This window comes from Hahella sp. CR1 (assembly GCF_029813005.1).
Lineage (GTDB): Bacteria > Pseudomonadota > Gammaproteobacteria > Pseudomonadales > Oleiphilaceae > Hahella.
In genome coordinates this window covers 1-17,171 of record NZ_JAPELK010000031.1, presented here as the reverse complement: position 1 = coordinate 17,171, position 17,171 = coordinate 1, and the positions used below count along the sequence as shown (strand labels likewise).

General features: G+C 47.1%; 21 protein-coding genes. 8 read left to right on the top strand and 13 right to left on the bottom strand.

The window, feature by feature from the left end:
• Positions 1-57: 57 nt before the first annotated feature.
• Together ONV78_RS31615 and ONV78_RS31610 are read right to left on the bottom strand one after the other, a co-directional pair.
• The gene (locus tag ONV78_RS31615; RefSeq protein ID WP_279508588.1) at positions 58-903 is read right to left on the bottom strand and encodes an HAD family hydrolase; all 846 of its coding nucleotides are present in this window, start codon (positions 901-903) and stop codon (positions 58-60) included.
• Positions 896-2,494 (bottom strand): metallophosphoesterase, encoded by a 1,599-nt coding sequence (locus ONV78_RS31610; RefSeq protein ID WP_279508587.1) that lies wholly within the window; start codon positions 2,492-2,494, stop codon positions 896-898. Before ONV78_RS31610 ends, ONV78_RS31615 begins: the two co-directional genes overlap by 8 nt.
• A gap of 374 nt (positions 2,495-2,868) precedes the next feature.
• Between ONV78_RS31610 and sctN the strand changes: the two genes are divergently transcribed.
• The 8 genes from sctN (at position 2,869) to sctU (ending at position 9,478) form a co-directional block, all read left to right on the top strand.
• The gene (gene sctN, locus ONV78_RS31605) at positions 2,869-4,215 is read left to right on the top strand and encodes a type III secretion system ATPase SctN (protein WP_279508586.1); all 1,347 of its coding nucleotides are present in this window, start codon (positions 2,869-2,871) and stop codon (positions 4,213-4,215) included.
• Positions 4,216-4,228: 13 nt separating this feature from the next.
• A complete protein-coding gene (locus ONV78_RS31600; RefSeq protein WP_279508585.1) occupies positions 4,229-4,741 on the top strand; it encodes a type III secretion protein in 513 nt (170 codons plus the stop codon).
• Complete coding sequence (locus tag ONV78_RS31595) at positions 4,738-5,355, top strand: type III secretion HpaP family protein (RefSeq protein ID WP_279508584.1); 618 nt, start codon at positions 4,738-4,740, stop codon at positions 5,353-5,355. The genes ONV78_RS31600 and ONV78_RS31595 overlap by 4 nt, the downstream gene beginning before the upstream one ends.
• Positions 5,352-6,545 (top strand): FliM/FliN family flagellar motor switch protein, encoded by a 1,194-nt coding sequence (locus ONV78_RS31590; protein WP_279508583.1) that lies wholly within the window; start codon positions 5,352-5,354, stop codon positions 6,543-6,545. The genes ONV78_RS31595 and ONV78_RS31590 overlap by 4 nt, the downstream gene beginning before the upstream one ends.
• Complete coding sequence (gene sctR, locus ONV78_RS31585) at positions 6,532-7,179, top strand: type III secretion system export apparatus subunit SctR (RefSeq protein ID WP_279508582.1); 648 nt, start codon at positions 6,532-6,534, stop codon at positions 7,177-7,179. Before ONV78_RS31590 ends, sctR begins: the two co-directional genes overlap by 14 nt.
• Positions 7,180-7,283: 104 nt before the next feature.
• Complete coding sequence (gene sctS, locus ONV78_RS31580; RefSeq protein WP_127970483.1) at positions 7,284-7,553, top strand: type III secretion system export apparatus subunit SctS; 270 nt, start codon at positions 7,284-7,286, stop codon at positions 7,551-7,553.
• A gap of 36 nt (positions 7,554-7,589) precedes the next feature.
• The gene (sctT, locus tag ONV78_RS31575) at positions 7,590-8,375 is read left to right on the top strand and encodes a type III secretion system export apparatus subunit SctT (protein ID WP_279508581.1); all 786 of its coding nucleotides are present in this window, start codon (positions 7,590-7,592) and stop codon (positions 8,373-8,375) included.
• Between the two features lie 65 nt (positions 8,376-8,440).
• On the top strand, positions 8,441-9,478 hold the full coding sequence (gene sctU, locus ONV78_RS31570) for a type III secretion system export apparatus subunit SctU (protein WP_279508580.1): 1,038 nt from the start codon (positions 8,441-8,443) through the stop codon (positions 9,476-9,478).
• A gap of 70 nt (positions 9,479-9,548) precedes the next feature.
• Here sctU and ONV78_RS31565 read toward each other — a convergent pair whose 3' ends face one another.
• From ONV78_RS31565 to ONV78_RS31515, 11 genes are all read right to left on the bottom strand, one after another.
• Positions 9,549-9,980, bottom strand: a complete 432-nt coding sequence (locus tag ONV78_RS31565) for a hypothetical protein (protein WP_279508579.1) — start codon at positions 9,978-9,980, stop codon at positions 9,549-9,551.
• Positions 9,981-9,987: 7 nt separating this feature from the next.
• Positions 9,988-10,335 carry a hypothetical protein gene (locus ONV78_RS31560; RefSeq protein WP_279508578.1) on the bottom strand — a complete coding sequence of 116 codons (348 nt, stop codon included), beginning with the start codon at positions 10,333-10,335 and terminating at the stop codon, positions 9,988-9,990.
• Positions 10,336-10,444: 109 nt separating this feature from the next.
• On the bottom strand, positions 10,445-10,795 hold the full coding sequence (locus tag ONV78_RS31555) for a hypothetical protein (protein ID WP_279508576.1): 351 nt from the start codon (positions 10,793-10,795) through the stop codon (positions 10,445-10,447).
• A gap of 24 nt (positions 10,796-10,819) precedes the next feature.
• Positions 10,820-11,521, bottom strand: a complete 702-nt coding sequence (locus ONV78_RS31550) for a hypothetical protein (protein WP_279508574.1) — start codon at positions 11,519-11,521, stop codon at positions 10,820-10,822.
• A gap of 84 nt (positions 11,522-11,605) precedes the next feature.
• Positions 11,606-12,124 carry a hypothetical protein gene (locus ONV78_RS31545; RefSeq protein ID WP_279508572.1) on the bottom strand — a complete coding sequence of 173 codons (519 nt, stop codon included), beginning with the start codon at positions 12,122-12,124 and terminating at the stop codon, positions 11,606-11,608.
• Between the two features lie 163 nt (positions 12,125-12,287).
• On the bottom strand, positions 12,288-12,860 hold the full coding sequence (locus ONV78_RS31540; RefSeq protein ID WP_279508570.1) for a hypothetical protein: 573 nt from the start codon (positions 12,858-12,860) through the stop codon (positions 12,288-12,290).
• A 164-nt stretch (positions 12,861-13,024) separates the two neighbouring features.
• Entirely contained in the window at positions 13,025-13,264 is a 240-nt protein-coding gene (locus ONV78_RS31535; protein WP_279508568.1) for a hypothetical protein, read from the bottom strand.
• Between the two features lie 184 nt (positions 13,265-13,448).
• Positions 13,449-14,066 (bottom strand): hypothetical protein, encoded by a 618-nt coding sequence (locus ONV78_RS31530; RefSeq protein WP_279508566.1) that lies wholly within the window; start codon positions 14,064-14,066, stop codon positions 13,449-13,451.
• 237 nt (positions 14,067-14,303) lie between these two features.
• A complete protein-coding gene (locus tag ONV78_RS31525; protein WP_279508564.1) occupies positions 14,304-14,690 on the bottom strand; it encodes a hypothetical protein in 387 nt (128 codons plus the stop codon).
• A gap of 490 nt (positions 14,691-15,180) precedes the next feature.
• The gene (locus ONV78_RS31520) at positions 15,181-15,855 is read right to left on the bottom strand and encodes a pentapeptide repeat-containing protein (RefSeq protein ID WP_279508563.1); all 675 of its coding nucleotides are present in this window, start codon (positions 15,853-15,855) and stop codon (positions 15,181-15,183) included.
• A partial coding sequence (locus ONV78_RS31515; protein WP_279508562.1) for an RHS repeat-associated core domain-containing protein occupies positions 15,848-17,171 on the bottom strand: 1,324 nt, incomplete at its 5' end. The genes ONV78_RS31520 and ONV78_RS31515, both read right to left, overlap by 8 nt.

Below are 17,171 nucleotides of genomic sequence, written 5' to 3'. Positions count from 1 at the left end.
CAAGAGACCGAACCGGGAGCGCGGGCGGCTCGCTGGCATGATCTCTATAAAAGCAATCTAATCAATGAGTATCAGTTGTAAGTCAGAAAATGAAGACAGCTCATATTTTGGTCTCTCATTAGAATACATCCCTTCCAGAAGCTCCTCTCTTTTGACATCCTCGTCGGTCCAGTGTGTGATGCTAACAAGGAGACTCCAATCAGATTTAGCTATATTTCTTCCATACTTTGCCCATACAGAATTGACACCCGCAGCATTTGCCATTGATATATCTTTAGCTATCGAGTCTCCAACATAGTAAGTATCTTTAGTAGAAACTCCTTCTCGTTCACAAATGTCCAAAACCAGCCTAGGATTTGGCTTTCTTTCAGACTCTGGAAGTCTAACTACCCACTCCATATCACAATCATCCAATATAGGTTTTCGATCATTAGGGTGTGAAGATGAGGTCGAGCAAATTGTATATAAATGAGATAAGTACTTATCTAGGCCTAACTTCTTCGCCCTGTACACAGAGTTCACCTCGTAAGATTCTGTATGGCCGACGATTTTTACCCCGTGTGCCTTCAACTTATCCAGTGTTTCTAAAACACCTGGATATAGCTTTAAAGTTTTTCTCCTTTTTTCCGAAAATTGCGAAAAGGCAATATCCAACTCTTTCTCTATTAGCTTTTTATCATCAGTTCCAAAATAGCTAATGAGCGAATCTAGCTCCAGTGATGCATAAGGTCTTTCTGAGTTCTTGTACTTTTGGTGAACTTTCTTAAAGTCATTCAAAAGAGCATATCTGTTAATTCCCGTTACTTTTTGTATACCATTCAGCAAGGACTCAAAAGATTGAGAGAAATAAAAAATCCAATCATACAAGGTATTATCCAGGTCAGTGATTAAAAGCTTACTCATTATAGCTAAACTCTAGGGAATATTTTTCTGTAAGATCTGAATTAAGAGGCGTTATTTTTGCATACTCAAACACAATATTATCTTGACCAAAAATTATTTTGCAAGCCCAATTTCCACTTGATTCTCCTGTATGAGACGCACACACCCCGGTACTTCCCAGTGATAAAATGTGCAGTCTATTTCTCTTTTTATCGCAAATATGAGTGACTTCACTTCGTTCAAGTGTGCAACAAAAATTCTGGTGCATATGCCCATGCAGTAAAAAATCAAACTCGTACTTTGTTAACCATCGACACAATCTTTCAGCATCTAATACAGTAGAATACTTTGCATTGTGATAGGCATCCTGTGAAAAGGATACCGGAATTAGATGGTGGTGCATAACACAAATACGAACCACATTTCGCGGCTTTTTGTCGCCAAACCTCATAGACTTGGTAACCTCATCCAATTGCTCATTACCAATAAACCCATGCCCCTGAAAACTCTCTTTAGTTTGCTGTAGAGTTACACTGTTCAACATGACAATTTCCACAGGAATAGAATTTCCCAACAGAAAACGGCGACCTGATGTCATTGATTCATTTGGCTTAATATAAAAATATTTTTTATAAAAAGACTCATATGCTTCACGAGAAGCCCTTGCATTAGCCCCTATAATTTCATCGCTTACAACTTCCTTCACACCTGCGCCGTTAAAAAAAGATAGGTCGTGATTCCCCGGACATAATGAAATCCAAGCCTTATCCAGAGAATTAAGGCTACATATATATTCTATAAATTTACTAACCAACTCATATTCCTCTACCACACCCTTCCAAGTCATATCTCCGGAAATTAATAGAGTTGCTATATCATTATTATCATTAGGAAAATATGCCCTATTAATAACCTTCCCGAGATGCGCGTTATTTGGATCGCTATCGTTTAATGGAAATCCATGGTATTTTTCGTTAGTAAAATGAAGATCAGAAAGCCATAATATACATTTCTTGTTCGTCGGCCGATAAACTTCATCAAAATTTCTAGGTTGCAACTCAGCTCTGTCTCTTAGTAGAATCTCATTAGTTTTGTCATAATCAGTCTTTTCTCTAATTTTCCATATCGTGCGATTTTGTTCGCTTAGCTCCTGTGAAGATGCAACTATTTTATTGTTATATACCGTATAATTCGATGAATCCGTAAAGAGATCATCCATTGATTCATATGCCATATTCGTCACAACTTCATTTTCTTTTATATTGACTATACTATCAAACTTAAACCAGGCTTGATGAGTATTGTCTATATAGTAATCAGGTGTGAATTCAGAATCGGGAGACGGTATTGACTCACCTAAATCTTGACTTATTTCAGTCAGGCCAGCCTTATAAAACTTATGCTGCGCACTATCAAAAAGATACACTTCATGCGCTCTTGCGCCATTAAGGCCAAGGGCTCTTATTGTTTCTAAAGGAATCTTTTCATGTCCTTTATTCCACCACCCCCACCAGACGTAGCCTTTCTCTTCTATTATTTTTCTGTGACGCTTTATAGTCTCATCCGTCGGGCATGATAAGTCACGGAAGCGAAGCAGAAGCGTAGCAGCCATAATTGAATACTCCATGAGAAGATGAACAACCACCCAAAGACCCAAAAGAAATCAACTTGATATGCTCTATTAGTAATTTCATTTAAGTTAATGAAGGACGTTGTACCAGACACCACCGGCCATCCAGTCTCAGATTAAGTATGGACTAAAATTCGAGCAATTCATCCAGACAAGTAAGAGAGTATCCCTCGTAATTCCATAAGCCCTCTTCATTTAGATGGCTTTAGTGCGGGCGAGCCGCCCGCGCTCCCAAAAGTCCGTATCCCCAAAAATTAGATCCCCCGGCTGATACAGCCCCTCCCTCTACCCCTTTAATCTGCCCCTAAACCAAACATCAATCCGCTTTCGCGGTGTTTCTTCAGGGTGTGGATGCTATGGATCAGACAGTCTTCAGTGATAGCGCGTTTTCTGCGTCCAGGACCAGGTTGTTGCGGTCGTTGGTGGAGCAGGCGGATTTTGCGCAGGTGCGGGGGCGGGTGACGCAGGCGGTGGGGACGATTGTTAAGGCCTCTGTGAATGGGGTGCGGATCGGTGAGATTTGTGAGTTGGTGGACCCGGAGTCGCAGCGTTCCATTCTTGCGGAGGTGATCGGTTTTTCCAGGCAGGAGGCGTTGTTGACGCCGTTGAGTGAGATGGAAGGTCTGTCCGCTCATACCGAAGTGATTCCCACCGGCCACAGCCATGAGATCCAGATCAGCGAGGGTATTTTGGGGCGGGTGCTGGACGGCCTCGGCGCGCCCATTGATGACGGCGAGCCCCTGACTGGCGGCGTCCCTTATCCCATTATCAACGCCTCCCCTAACCCATTGACCCGCAGGCTGGTGGAAGCGCCCATGACCACCGGGGTGCGCGCGATTGACGGCATGCTCACCTGTGGCGAGGGGCAACGCATGGGCGTGTTCGCGGCGGCCGGAGTCGGCAAGAGCACCCTGCTCTCCATGATCACCCGCCATACGGACGCCGACATCGTCGTCATCGGCCTGATCGGCGAACGCGGTCGCGAAGTCAGGGGATTTATCGAGCGGGATCTGGGCGCGGAAGGCATGCAGCGCGCCGTGGTGGTGGCCGCCACCTCCGACCGACCCGCCATGGAGCGGGTGAAGGCGGGCTACGTGGCCACCGCTATCGCCGAATATTTCCGCGATCAAGGCAAACGGGTGTTGCTGCTCATGGATTCCGTCACCCGCTTCGCCCGGGCGCTACGGGAAATCGGCCTGGCGGCGGGAGAACCGCCGGCGCGCAGAGGCTTTCCCCCCACCGTATTCGCCACCCTGCCCAAACTGCTGGAGCGCGCCGGCCCCGGGGCCAAGGGCGCGATCAGCGCGCTCTACACCGTACTGGTAGAAGGCGACGACATGACCGAGCCGGTGGCGGACGAAGTGCGCTCCATTCTGGACGGTCACATCGTGCTATCCCGCGCCTTGGCGGAATCCGGCCACTTTCCCGCCGTGGATATTCTCGCCAGCAGCAGCCGCCTGATGAATGACATCGCCACGCAGGAACATCTGCAACATGCGCGGCGGCTGCGGCAGCTATTGGCCCGCTACAAGGAAATCGAACTGCTGGTCAGGATCGGGGAATATCGGCCGGGAACGGACCCGCTCGCCGACGCAGCGATCAAGGCCATCGAACCCATTAACCAGTTCCTGAGACAGCATGACGGCGCCCCCAGCTCCATGGCGGACACGCTGGCTCAACTGCAATCCCTGGCCCAACACTAACGGAGACTCAGCCATGATCGCCAGCATCGCCGAAATCAAACAGCACCGGACTAACCGTCAGGCCAGACAAGTCAAAAGCCTCGAAATTGCACTGTCAGACCTGCGCGAGCGCAGAAGTCAGTCCGCTCACGCATTCACCGATTTCCAGCAATGGCGTCGCCGCGAAAGCGACCGCCTGTTTGCGGAATTGGCCGGTAAACCCGCCAGCCTGCAAGAGGTGGACGACTACAACAGTCGGGTGGCGTATTTCAAAGTTCAAAGTAACGACCTGGCGGTCCAGCTCAGACAGATTCAAGCGGAAGAAGCCGCCGCCGAACAAAAGCTGCAAGCCGCACTGGATCAATTAAAAGCAGCGCAAAAAGCGCAGGAAAAGTTCGCCATTCTGGCCGAGGAATTTCAGGGCGCGCTGCAGCAGGATCGCATTCGCCTTGAAGAGCAGCAGGCGGAAGAAATGGCGGCGGACAGCCTTCGATTTCCCGCCGGGGCTACTGCAGGTTTCGGTTTGGGGAGGGAGGCGTCGATATGAATGCGCAGCGCCAGCAAGGGGAAATCAGGACTGCCGCAAAAGAGCAACATGACGCGTCCGAATACCGCGGCAATGAGCACAGAAAACCAACGGTGGACGAAGAAGCGTTAGCGCGTTTTCAGCGGCAGTTTGAACAAGGGGAACAGGAAAGTTCCGATCAGGGAAACGAAGCCGCTCGCTTACTGCAAGGCGGTTATCTCTCGCCATTGCATGATCCCCGCTATCAACCCGCCATGACAAACGCAGCGACGCCAACTTCGCCGACGGAGGAGCTCGCGGATCTGGTGGCGAAGCTGGTTGACCAGATGTACGTGAAGCGTTCCGAAACGCCTGGGCTGCAAGAAGTCAGGATGGACCTGAAAAGCCCGCAACTGCCGGATACCAAGCTCAGCATCGCCAAAGTGGACGGCGTTTTGACGGTGCAGTTCGCCAGCGCCGCGGCCGCCAGTTATCAGCAACTGCATCAGAGTCGGGCGAGCCTGCTGCAATCATTGCAACGTCGTTACGGACAAGACGGCGTCAAGGTCAAAGTGGACATTGTGCATGGACGCGATACGGATTCGATGGTCAACGCCTCTTCCCAGTCTGCTGAATTTATCGGGAGGCCGCTGTGACTGCCTTGCGTATACATGCAGCTTGCGTCGCCATGCAGCGGTTGGCGCTCCCCCAGGTAGACCCGGTAGCGCTGCGACTGCAGTCGTTATTTCCTATTGGCGCAGGAACCAGATTTGAACTGGCGGCGACGCCGCTTGAAGTGCAGTTCGCCGCAGCAAAAGAAACTCGTCCTCTCGCCTTCGGCGTACGACTTCGACTTGATCAATCTTCAGCGTTGTTACGCTTCGACCAACGCCTTCTGGACGCCCTGCTTTCAGCGTTAGACGAGCGTGCAGGCCAGCCCGAAGACGGAACATTGGCGTCGCTGCCGTTTGAGAAAATCCCGGAAATGCTGCAACTGGCGTTGTTGCAAGCTGTGCTGGCGCCATTGATTAATCAGGTATCCGCAGCCAGCGGTTTGCACATAGAGGTCGAGACGATGCTACCCCATCCTGTTCAGGATCAGGATTCCGTCAGCCTGTTTTGCCAGTGCGTTTATGGTCGCCAAACAGGCTGGGCGTCGGTCACCCTTTCTCATGAGACTCTCGACCTGGTGCAAGGCGCTTTCGGTTTGGTGCAGGAAAGGTGGCCACGCCACGGGTCGCAATCGTCTTCGACGCTGGCCATCACTCATCTGCCTCTGACGCTCAGCGCGTGCATCGATGGTCCCACACTCACCTATGACGAACTCCGCCAATTGCAGTTGAACGACATAGTTCTGCTGCCGCCGGACTCGATCAATTCAAGCGGCGATTCACCCGCCGTTGGCGTTTTTTCCGTCGCACTCAGCGTTTGCGGCAGGCGTTTGGGCTACGGGACATTGCAGCGTCAGGATATCACTCTCACCCATATCAACACGGATCAACCTATGACACACACAACGACTCCCAACAACGACACGCCGTTGCAGCCGCTGTATGACCTTCCTGTTGAGGTGGTCTTTGAGGTCGCCCGACGCACCGCCGCCCTTAGCCAGATTCAGTCTCTGGCGCCCGGGCAAACGCTCACCCTCGACAAGCCTTTATCCGGCGCCGTCACGCTGCTGGTTCAGGGTCAGGCCATAGCGGAGGCCGAACTGGTGCAGGTGGGCGATCAGATCGGCGCCCGTGTCACACGCTTGTCGCTCACGCCTGCCGTCTCTGCTGAGACTGGGCCTATACAGGAGAGCGAACAACAGAAAGAACAGGAGAATGAGCATGACGTTGCCTGATCCTTTTTACCTGACCCTCGGGTTGGCGGGCATCGCTCTGATCCCGTTCTTTGCGGTGATGGCCACCTCCTTCGTGAAGATCGCTGTAGTCTTAGGGTTACTGCGTAACGCTTTAGGCATCCAGCAGATCCCGCCGAACATGGCGCTCTACGGGCTGTCCATCATCCTGACCGCCTACATCATGGCGCCGGTGGGCATCAGCGCCTACAACGAACTCAGCAGCCAGCCGATCTCCCTGGAGAATACGCAGGAGTTGAAAGCGCTCGTGGACACCGCCTCGCAACCTTACAAGGCGTTTCTGCAACGGCACGGCTCGGAGGATGAGCAGACGTTCTTTCATGAAACGGCGGCGGAAATCTGGCCGGAAGACGTCGCGAAAGGCCTGGAAAAAGACAGCTTTTTCGTGCTGATTCCCGCATTCACCGCCAGCGAACTCACCAGCGCCTTTGAAATCGGGTTTCTGATTTATCTGCCCTTCCTGGCGATTGACCTGATCATCTCCAACATCCTGTTGGCCATGGGCATGATGATGGTCTCCCCAATGACCATCTCCCTGCCCTTCAAGCTGTTGTTATTCGTGCTGATGGACGGATGGACGCGTCTTATCCATGGGTTGGTGCTCGCCTATCAATAGCCGGCAGCCATTCATCCCACACACAGAACCGCCGCAGAAGAGGCGCAAGTACGGACAAGCGCTTGAGTAGAGATCGATAAAACCGGATGACAGAGAGTGAAGCTATGACCGAAGCCGACGTTATTCAATACACCACGGAAGCGCTGATGCTGGTGCTGATCCTTTCCATGCCGCCGATCCTGGTGGCGACCTTTACCGGCGTGCTGGTCAGCCTGTTGCAGGCGGTGACGCAGATCCAGGAACAAACCCTGGGGTTCGCGGTGAAGCTGGTGGCCATCGTCGCCACCCTTTACCTGACCGCGCGCTGGCTCGGCATCGAGATGTACCAGTACACGGTGCTGGTGTTCGACGCCATTCCCGATGTGGCCGGTTGATGCAAATGAAGAGCCGATGCAAGCGAAGAACGACTGATGAATATTGAACTGATCTCCCACACGTTGTTTGTGTTCTTTATGTCGTCCGCGCGCATGCTGGCGATGTTTATGATGCTGCCGTTTCTGTCCAAACAGTCTTTGGGCAACGCAATGATCCGCAACGGCGTGGTCGCCAGTTTTTCCCTCATCACCTATCCGCTTGTCGAGCATGGTATGGACGCCCAAGCTTTGGACGGACTGCATCTGCTGCTGATCATCGTCAAAGAAGTCGGTATTGGCCTGGCGATGGGATTTGTACTGGTGATGCCGTTTTGGGCGATTGAGTCAGTGGGATTTTTTATTGATAACCAGCGCGGCGCGACAATGGCGAGCGCGTTGAATCCGCTGTCTGGGTCACAAACATCGCCGCTGGGCATTCTGTTGACGCAGTCCCTGGTTACCCTGTTCTTTATCAGCGGTTCTTTTCTGCTGATGCTCTATGTGCTGTACAAGAGCTACGCGGTCTGGCCTGTATTTGCATTTTTCCCTTCTCTCTCACTGGACGGCCCTGGCTTCTTCCTGGCGCAACTGGACACCTTGATGCGACTTACCGTGCTGCTGGGCGCGCCGGTGGTGATTGTGATGTTTCTGACCGAGTTTGGCCTGGCGCTGATCAGCCGCTTCGCGCCGCAACTGAACGTGTTCATCCTGGCGATGCCGCTGAAAAGCGCAGTGGGACTGGCGCTGTTGTGTGTCTACGCAGGCTTTGTAATCCGTTATTTCAGCGAGTTGCTGGCGGATATCGACGGTCTGCTGCAACCACTGTTTAACCTATTGTCTTGAACAACCCTCAGTTAGCTTAATCCTTCACGACCACCCATACAGATAAATGTAAGAAGACCAAAGCAATGAGTGAAAAGACCGAAAAGCCCACCCCGAAGAAGCTCCGCGACGCCCGTAAAAAGGGTCAGGTGGCGCACAGTAAGGAGCTGGTGTCCACCGCCATGATGATCGCCATGTACGGACTCCTGTTCGCTTCCGGTTATGGTTTGGTGGAAGCGCTGCAAAGCCTGATCGATTTGCCCCCACGCTTTTACGGTCAGCCTTTCAGGGAAGCATTACAGGCGGTGCTGAATGGCGTGTTCGAGAAGAGTCTGGACATCCTGCTCCCTTTTATCCTGCTGGTGATCGTCACTGCGGTGGTCGCTAATGTCGGGCATGTCGGCCCGTTGTTCGCCATGGAATCGATCAAGTTCGATCTGAAGAAAATCGACCCGGTGGAAGGCGTTAAGAAGCTGTTTTCGATACGAAGCCTGGTGGAGTTGCTCAAGTCCATCGTAAAAATCCTGTTCCTGTCCATCCTGATCTACTGGGTGATCACCGCCAATCTCAACGACATCAGCAAACTCCCCCACTGCGGCTCAGACTGCGTCATGCCCTTTATCGGCCACCTGATGCTGCAGCTGGCGATGGTGTCCATGTTCGCGTTTGTGATCGTAGCGGTGCTGGATTTTCTTTATCAGAAGCATGAACACCAAAAGCAACTGCGCATGACCAAGGATGAAGTGAAACGGGAATACAAAGACGCCGAAGGCAACCCGGAAGTCATCGGCCAACGCAAACAGATTCACCGGGAAATGCTGGAAGGCGGCATGATCAGCCAAATCAAAAAAGCCTCCGTCATCGTCACCAACCCCACCCACATCGCCATCGGCATCTACTACGACGGCGATAAACGCAGCCTGCCAACTGTCATCCTCAAAGCCAAAAACACCACCGCCCAAAGAGTAAAGAAAATCGCCGCCAAAGAAGGCATTCCAATCATGGAAAACATCCCCCTCGCCCGCGCTTTATACGCCCAGGCCGAACTGGAGAATTACATCCCTTCAGAGTTGATTGAGCCGGTGGCGGAAGTGTTGAAGTGGGTGGCTGGGTTGGAGAGTTAGGAGGTTGCAGGTAAGAGGTTTTAATCCGAAAGCCTGCATCGGCTGTTTTGGTTTAATGACCAGATATCTATTACCTCTTCAACTTCGCGCCAAAAGGGACTCGCATTATGTTAGCCTCGGATATCGGCTTTTCTGTATCAAATGTTACGCTGAGCTTGGAGAAATCATGCTTACTTAACATAAAGCCTTTTTGTTCCTCCAGATAGTCGGAGAATGGATTTAAATCCAAATTTTCTCCTGCTTTGAAGTCGTCTAAATCTTCTAGCCTTTCAAAGAACTCGTCTTCGGCATCGTAGACGTATGTTCCCTGCCTGGATAAGCCATACATTTCGACACACTTTTCACAATACCAAAACAAGTTAAAACCATCTTCATAGATTTGCACACACAGGGGGAAGGCCTCTTTTCCATCCAAAGAGCCCATTTCCTTTGCGCTATGTATGTGAGAACAAACCAGCTCTTTTCTTTCAAATTCTTGACGAAATAAGTCTTCGCGATTCATGGCGTTGCTACCGATACAGTTCCATTTCCATAAGAAACTTTCCGTATCCCTCCATAGTCATAAAACGCTCACCTGCAAGGTAATATTTTTCTTCATACTCATGCATATCATCTAAATACTCATCCCTGGTGATTCTATTTCTATATCGATATGCCCAATATTTTTCCAACTCCTCTAAACAAAACGGCTCCTTTCCAATATCTCTGGCTTTCGCCTTTGCTTCTTCAAGCATCTCCTTCCTTTCCTGGGCCTGTTTGGCCCGATGTTGGACAAGCCAGCCCTCTTGATCGGGAGCCTGATATGCGCCAACCTTTTTCGTTTCGCTATAGGTCACAGCAACGTCCTTTTTCTCCATACAAGAGCCCTTAAAGATAGAAAAGAGTTATATTATCTTACCAATCAACTCCTGTGGAAAGCCATTTCCACACTCCAAATATGAAGAGCGAAATCTGTACCCATATAATTCATGCCAAGACTTTTATGTCGCTATCTTGAGCTGTGTCGAATATATAAACTAATGGATATCCCTCTTCCTTATTATCAACATATAGCATAGCGCCACCTGAAACATCGGCAAGTCCTCCAGAAAGCATCACATCGCCCCGTGCGCCATTGCACAGAGGAAGCCACCCATTGGCTTGAAGATAAACATTCAGTTTTTTAAAACTGTCAAAAAGATTTATCCCTGAAAATGAGCAGCTATCTATAAATTGAGACGTCATATTGATTGAGCAACCATCGTGCTCTAGCGCCAAATCTTTCAGCTCTCCATTCATCAAGTTTTTTACTGGTATATATTTAGTTGTTTTTCTCACCTTAAAAACCCAAAATAGCAAGCATTAGCATGAGGCAACATCTATATCGTAGAATGTATACAATGCATTCTCTAAAAAATGCAATATTCCACTTACCCTTGGTTCATTATTCTCTAACTCTTTGCAATGCGTGTAGAGTTTTTTTAATGAAGCTAGAGTTTCTTTATCCTTATCTTCCATTAGCCCATACGCATCATCATTACAAAATAACAGAATTTCACGTAACGCATTCATAAAACCTGTCTGATACATATTTGGTGAAGATTCTGGAATATGTCTGCTTGCATTTTTTAAAAAATAGCCGATATATTTTTTGTATTTATCTAAGACCAAATAAAAATCCTGCGAGATTTCCACAAGATACGATGCGCCCTCACGCGAATTAGTTACAAAAAGAACATCCTTCTCGCATGAATAAAAGGCCTTCTCTTGCATAGGAATCACTATTCCTTCTGCATTCAAGTCTTCGAGGAATACAGGAAAAAGCACGCCAACTCTCTCTACTTCCTCATCTAGCAAAGGGTAGAATAGAGAGGGAACTGTTAATAGTAAAAAAGATAGCTCTTTAGTTTCTTTGTCAACGAGAAACCAGTCATTGGCAGAGAGCCCGCTAAAATTTTCACTACCTATTAAATTATAAAAATCGTCCTCCACTTGGTATAGATCTTTATACTTACTATCCATAAATATATTGAATCCGCCCAAATCCCAATATATCTCACCCATTGCAAGCCTCTTAGACACCCCTTCTCGGGTTCACCAGCAGTCTACCCATTCACCACCGTAATTTTGATTTACAGGAAGGAGTGATTACGAATTAAAAGGGCTACTAGATCTGGTAAACGTTAACGAGCCATCATTATTCAGAGTAACTCTTCCTGTTTCCTTAAGGTTAGATTGAAGCACTGTAATCAGTTCTTCATTTACAAATTCTGAAGAAATGATATCAAGCCAATAGACTCCATTAATTTCATGCCTGTCAATATCAGACACACATTGCTCAAAGTCATATCCACACTCTTCAACCTGCCACGCCATCAATGTCCGAGAAGCAGGCAGTTTTGCATGTACTTCTTGTATATCTCCCACCAGGGAAAGGACAATATCAGAGTTCTCATTTTTGGGTATAAGATAGTCATCTATCATAACCTCAATGCCCCGAATAGAGCCGTCTCCATCGCAGCTCATAAATCCAACCTGAATCATCGCGTCATTATACAGGTATGTAATATATCCCAAATTCTTCCAGCCAGATAAAGCAGCTGCTGCTTCTGATATAGTGCCAGACTCAGTATACTCAAAGTCATAGTCAAAATCAGGATCGCTCAATATACACTCATTTCCAAACTTAATCTTACCGGATGCTGTTATTAGTTCATTAAACCTCGTGATCGTAGACTCCCTGCTAATATTATTCTCAGGGAGATGAAGTATAATGTTAAAATATGCAGGCATGCATTCCTCTACTTGCTTAAGATACTTAAAATTTCATCTAAGCCCTATTCACACTAACTAGCTCACCAAGCACCTCCAACGGGAAGCCATTTCCATACTCCAAATATGAGGAGCGAAATCCGTCCCTAGCTGATGAAATTATGCAAGCCTGGGCGCCCGAAGTATGTTCAAGCAGGATCTGAGCTAGGAAGTCATGGTCTTCCTTGAGTCTTATAGAACTTACGCCAAGCACTTCCTCTGTTACATCTATGCGGCTTTCTCCAAGGTCTACTTTTTGGTAGTTCTGACGTACTACTTGATGCATCCGTATCTGGCTTAAGCAAGTAATATTAGTTTTCTTGTAAAGCTCTTTCATCCTTAGTGCTTGAGACCATTCTATTAAGTCCAGCTCTCTAAAAAAGTAGCTCAGCGAAGCACAGCCTTCAATTATCAGCTCAGGATAGTTGATGTACCTTATTACATCCAAAGCCGCTTGACCAAGCGCACATAAACTAGATCCATCACCATTAAATATTAATTTTTCAATAACGCCTTCGGCTTCATCTCGCTTAATATGGCCCTCAATTATGGCATCTAAAATATTCGAAATATCAGTATCTTCATTATTCATTTGTGGCATTGAAAGCTTTACAGTGAGCAGACCAGACTTGGATTTCTTCGGTAACAGTCATTTCCTTGCCGTGCGCTCGTGATCAAAGTAGTAGCGGGAGGCCTTCTCGCCCTGGATGTATGCTAGCAGCCTATATCGGCTATTACACACATTACTCCGGCATTTCATCCATACCTGTCGTTTTCCAAAAACTCCTTCGGCATATATTCTTCAGGCAACTGAGAGTCTGGATCTAAGTAGCCTTGCCAACCCCATTTTACCGGGAAGGAAAATAAGTCATGATATTGTTCTTGAATTATCTTCTTTTCCTCTTCATCTCCACTTATATTGGCGCTACGCCAGCAGCGAGCCAAGTATGATAGTGATAGCTCTATCTTAGACCACATCATCACGATCCATTTCACGAAAATCCACAAGTGAAAAAGTGGATTTTATCCTATCGAAAGTGTCATAAATATCGTTCCTTGCCTCAATTCCTATCAACCCTATAAAGCCATACCCGCTCACTTTTGACTTTTTTCTATTCCAACATTCATCCAAGGAGTGTACGGTAGGATTTGACCAGAACAAGCCTACAGCATAGCTATTTTAAAACTTCAGCGATTCTACTGTGGCTATTTTAGGCATATAATTTTTGTCGACTACAAAGGCAAAACTGCCACTTTCTAGCTCGTGCCCCCTTCCTGAAGGGGTAAAGCCACATTCGTCCCTCATTTCTCTTGACATTACATCCAGCCAATACATTTTATTAGAAGTAGTCACATTTTCATGACTCAAAGCCTGCTCTTCGATGTCAGAAATTGTTCGAAAGGCATTCAACCCCTCATGGAGGGCGACTATGGTTTTCACAACAAACGAAATCTCATTGTTTTGTGTATAAATATTTTCTGAAAATGACACTTGCACACATTTCAAAAATGTTTCTTTTGGTTCTTTTAGGTAGGAGACATCTATGCTCCCGTTCTTATATCTAAGACCTACACATCCAAGCTGAGGCCAAGTGTTAAATCTATCTATAATATTAGATATACTTATGGCGCGTTCAATATCAAAATCTTCTTCCATTTCGGGATCGTATAAAAATAAAGTGCTTTTTTCATCTATTCTTACACCCAACTTATCCAATATATTTTGCGCCTTCATTATAGTGTCGACAAAATATTCACCACTAAAAAAATAAATGTTGGAGTTTAAATCTCTATCCATATGCAAGATATTAGCCTTTAAATGTAAGAATTCCGACTTCGCCCTCTCATCCCTAAATGTGTATTATTATAAATTTGTTTTTAATGGCTGCCACATGATTTATGACCATTTGATTAATTGTGAGGAGTCTTCATAGAGTTACGCCTTTAGCAATTTCGCTAATATTTTTTTGTGCGCCAAGTAGATTGCCACCTATTTATAATGGCCAAAAACTCACATACTTCCCAAAAATTGAAGTCATGGATTTAATATCTCATCTAAATTTTCTTCGCAATAAACAAAGTCATAAAGATCATCCACTACCACTATCCATCGCTGCATGCTCTCTCTTGCCACTTTTACTGCAAGCTGCATACCTCCTTCGCCTTTACCTATTGTTAGTTCAAAAAATGAGCATGCATTTTTACCTAAGTAATTCGACCAAGTTTCAAGCTCTTCCTCGTCACTCTCTTCAAGCACTGACGCTCCTAAGAATTTAACCCAGATACTAGCGTCTCCCTCAGCAATCAAACCACTAACCCTTTCTTTATCAATATTGACAGCATTCAAGTCTGCTAAAAAAGCCAGTGCATCTTCGGGGTAAATTTTATCGCTACTAACCAAATAAATCGAGGTGGACATCATGGTCCTCCATTTTTTGCTAAATACTCTAAGCACCTAAGCGAAATTAATCTTATATTCCTATCTAATTGACAGGGTGTCGTTCACTGTCTCTTTCAGCCTGTCGAAAGGCTCATACGAACCCAAAGGCAGCCAGCTGTACTTCACCTTTCGCCACAAGATCTCTATCAGGTTTAGCTTCGGCGAATATTTCAGCAAGCAGATTGGCCAGACGCCGTTCTCCATCCTGCCCATCCTATGCCGGCAGAATATAGCTTAACTGCGAATACGAAAACGGGTGTTCGGACTGTAACGGAATCCATCGGTCAGCGTTTTGATTTCAGCAGGTTTAAGATGATTAACGTACTTCACTGTGCGGAATTTAACCAGATCGGGTGTTTGTAATTAGCCTATTTTATTAGGAAATTTTTATTTGGCTACTATTGTAAAGACATCCAAAGGGGCGATAAGTTTTATCAGCTGTCCTTATCTTTCTCCTACCATGAAAACAGGCTCAATTTTTCCTAAAAATATTCCATACAGTTCTTGTTTTAATAGGGCTGGGAACTGGCTTTCCATCATTGCCTAACCACTGTGTATTATCCAAGGAAATTGAATGTTTACTTTTTTTAATTAGTTTTGTAAAGCTCCTTGTTGAAGCAATTCGCGCCCACCTGAAATCACACTCTTCTAATAATGTCTGAGAAAACTCAGGTGAGATTATTCGAGTTGATGAAAAGTCCACATCCAACATTTTGCTTTTTTTAACCTTTAAGTTGATGAGAAAGGCAGAATTTAAGCAAACCTTTTTCAAACTGCAACTCTCTAAATGCAACTCACTCCCATATATTCCTTCAAGGGAGCAGTCTGAAAATTTACAACCAAAGAATCTTGCTCCATGAAATCTTGAGCAAAAAAAGTTAACATTTTCAAACGTGCAGTCATGGAAATTTGAGTAACTTAAATTTATATAGCTAAAATCAGATGATTGAAAACTTTCACTATTTACAGAAATCCCTCTTATATCGTGCAATTTATCGAAATATCTATCATCTCTATCATAATTACTAACTTTTTCGCCTTTAAATGGAATATCAGGCAACCCCCCATTATTCTTTAATGCCAATATAGTCTCTTCTTTTGTTTTAAGCCCTGGAGGAGTTTTCCAGAAACCTATAAAGTCATTCATCAGTCTTATTTCCCGAAAAATTTGGATTATCAATCCAATCTCCCTTTTGCAAACCTCTTTCTCCTTTCTCAACCACAGCAATTCGCTTGATATGCTCGGGCTTCACCTCGGCAAATACTGCATTTTCCGCCTCCGCAGGGAAAGGATTCCCCCCGTATTCGCCGTTTGGACCTTGAACCCTTCCATCCAATAACTCATTGACATTAAACATAGGCGCTCCATCGATTTCTACTAAAATTCCGCCGTCATCAGCCCATTCAAGGGGGCCGCCATACGTTTTGTCGGGACTAATGATAAAAGGAGAGGTTCCTCGAAAAGCAGTATCTTGCCCTCCCTTCGCGTGGTTTACCAAATCATAATTGTCACCTTTTCTCGGTAGCCCTTTTTCAAATAAGTCCTCAATAGTCATACCATTAGGAATCCTCATCCCATGGAAGCCTTGCCCGTGCATCATTGTTGGCTCAAAGGATTGGCCATTTATAATGGCTAGAGGTACAGCTTTGTCTCCCCCCCCTAAAACTTTTTCTTGAGGATCGACATTCAGCTCTTTTTCTAGAGCAGGATCTTGCCTTTTATTCCTCGAAAAGAAGTTCCTTATTGATGCAAAAAAACCTGTTTTCTCCTTACAGGTCAACCCAAAAGGGTCAACCCATCCCACCGGATTTGGCGCATATTGGTAGGCATTGGCGCCGCCCAGGAGGCCGATGGGGTCTTGGTTGATGAAGCGGCCGCTTTGGGGATCATAGTACCGGTGGCGGTTGTAATGGAAGCCGGTTTCTTCGTCGTAATACTGACCTTGGAAGCGTAGCGGGTTGTGGACGCTTTCTACGTCTTGCAGGGCCAGGGCGCCGTAGGCTTTGTAGCGGGCGGACCAGACCAGGGTTCCTTCGGCGTCGGTCATTTCCTGGGGCGTGCCCAGGTGATCCAGATGGTAGTGGTAGACTTTTTCGTCCTGAATGAACGCCAGCGGGCGGAATGAGTCCGGTTCATAAACGTAGAGCTTGCGTAGGTGCTGGCGTTGTTCGGACAGCAGCACGTCGCCGTTCCACAGGAATTCCGTCTGGCCGAAGGCGTCCTGTTTTGAGATACGGCGGCCTAAGGCGTCGTAACGGTATTCGGTGCGCTGCCCGTCTTTCTCCACCGCGATCAGCTGGTTCTGCTTGTTGTAGACGTAGCGGGTTTCCAGTTTGCCGCCTTTGCCGCGACGTTCGCGGATCAGGTTGCCGGCGTCGTCATACTCGAAGTGGCGGTCGCCATGGAATTGCAGGCGGTTGCCTTTTTTCACCGCGCTATCGCTTTCTCCGCTCAGGATGTTG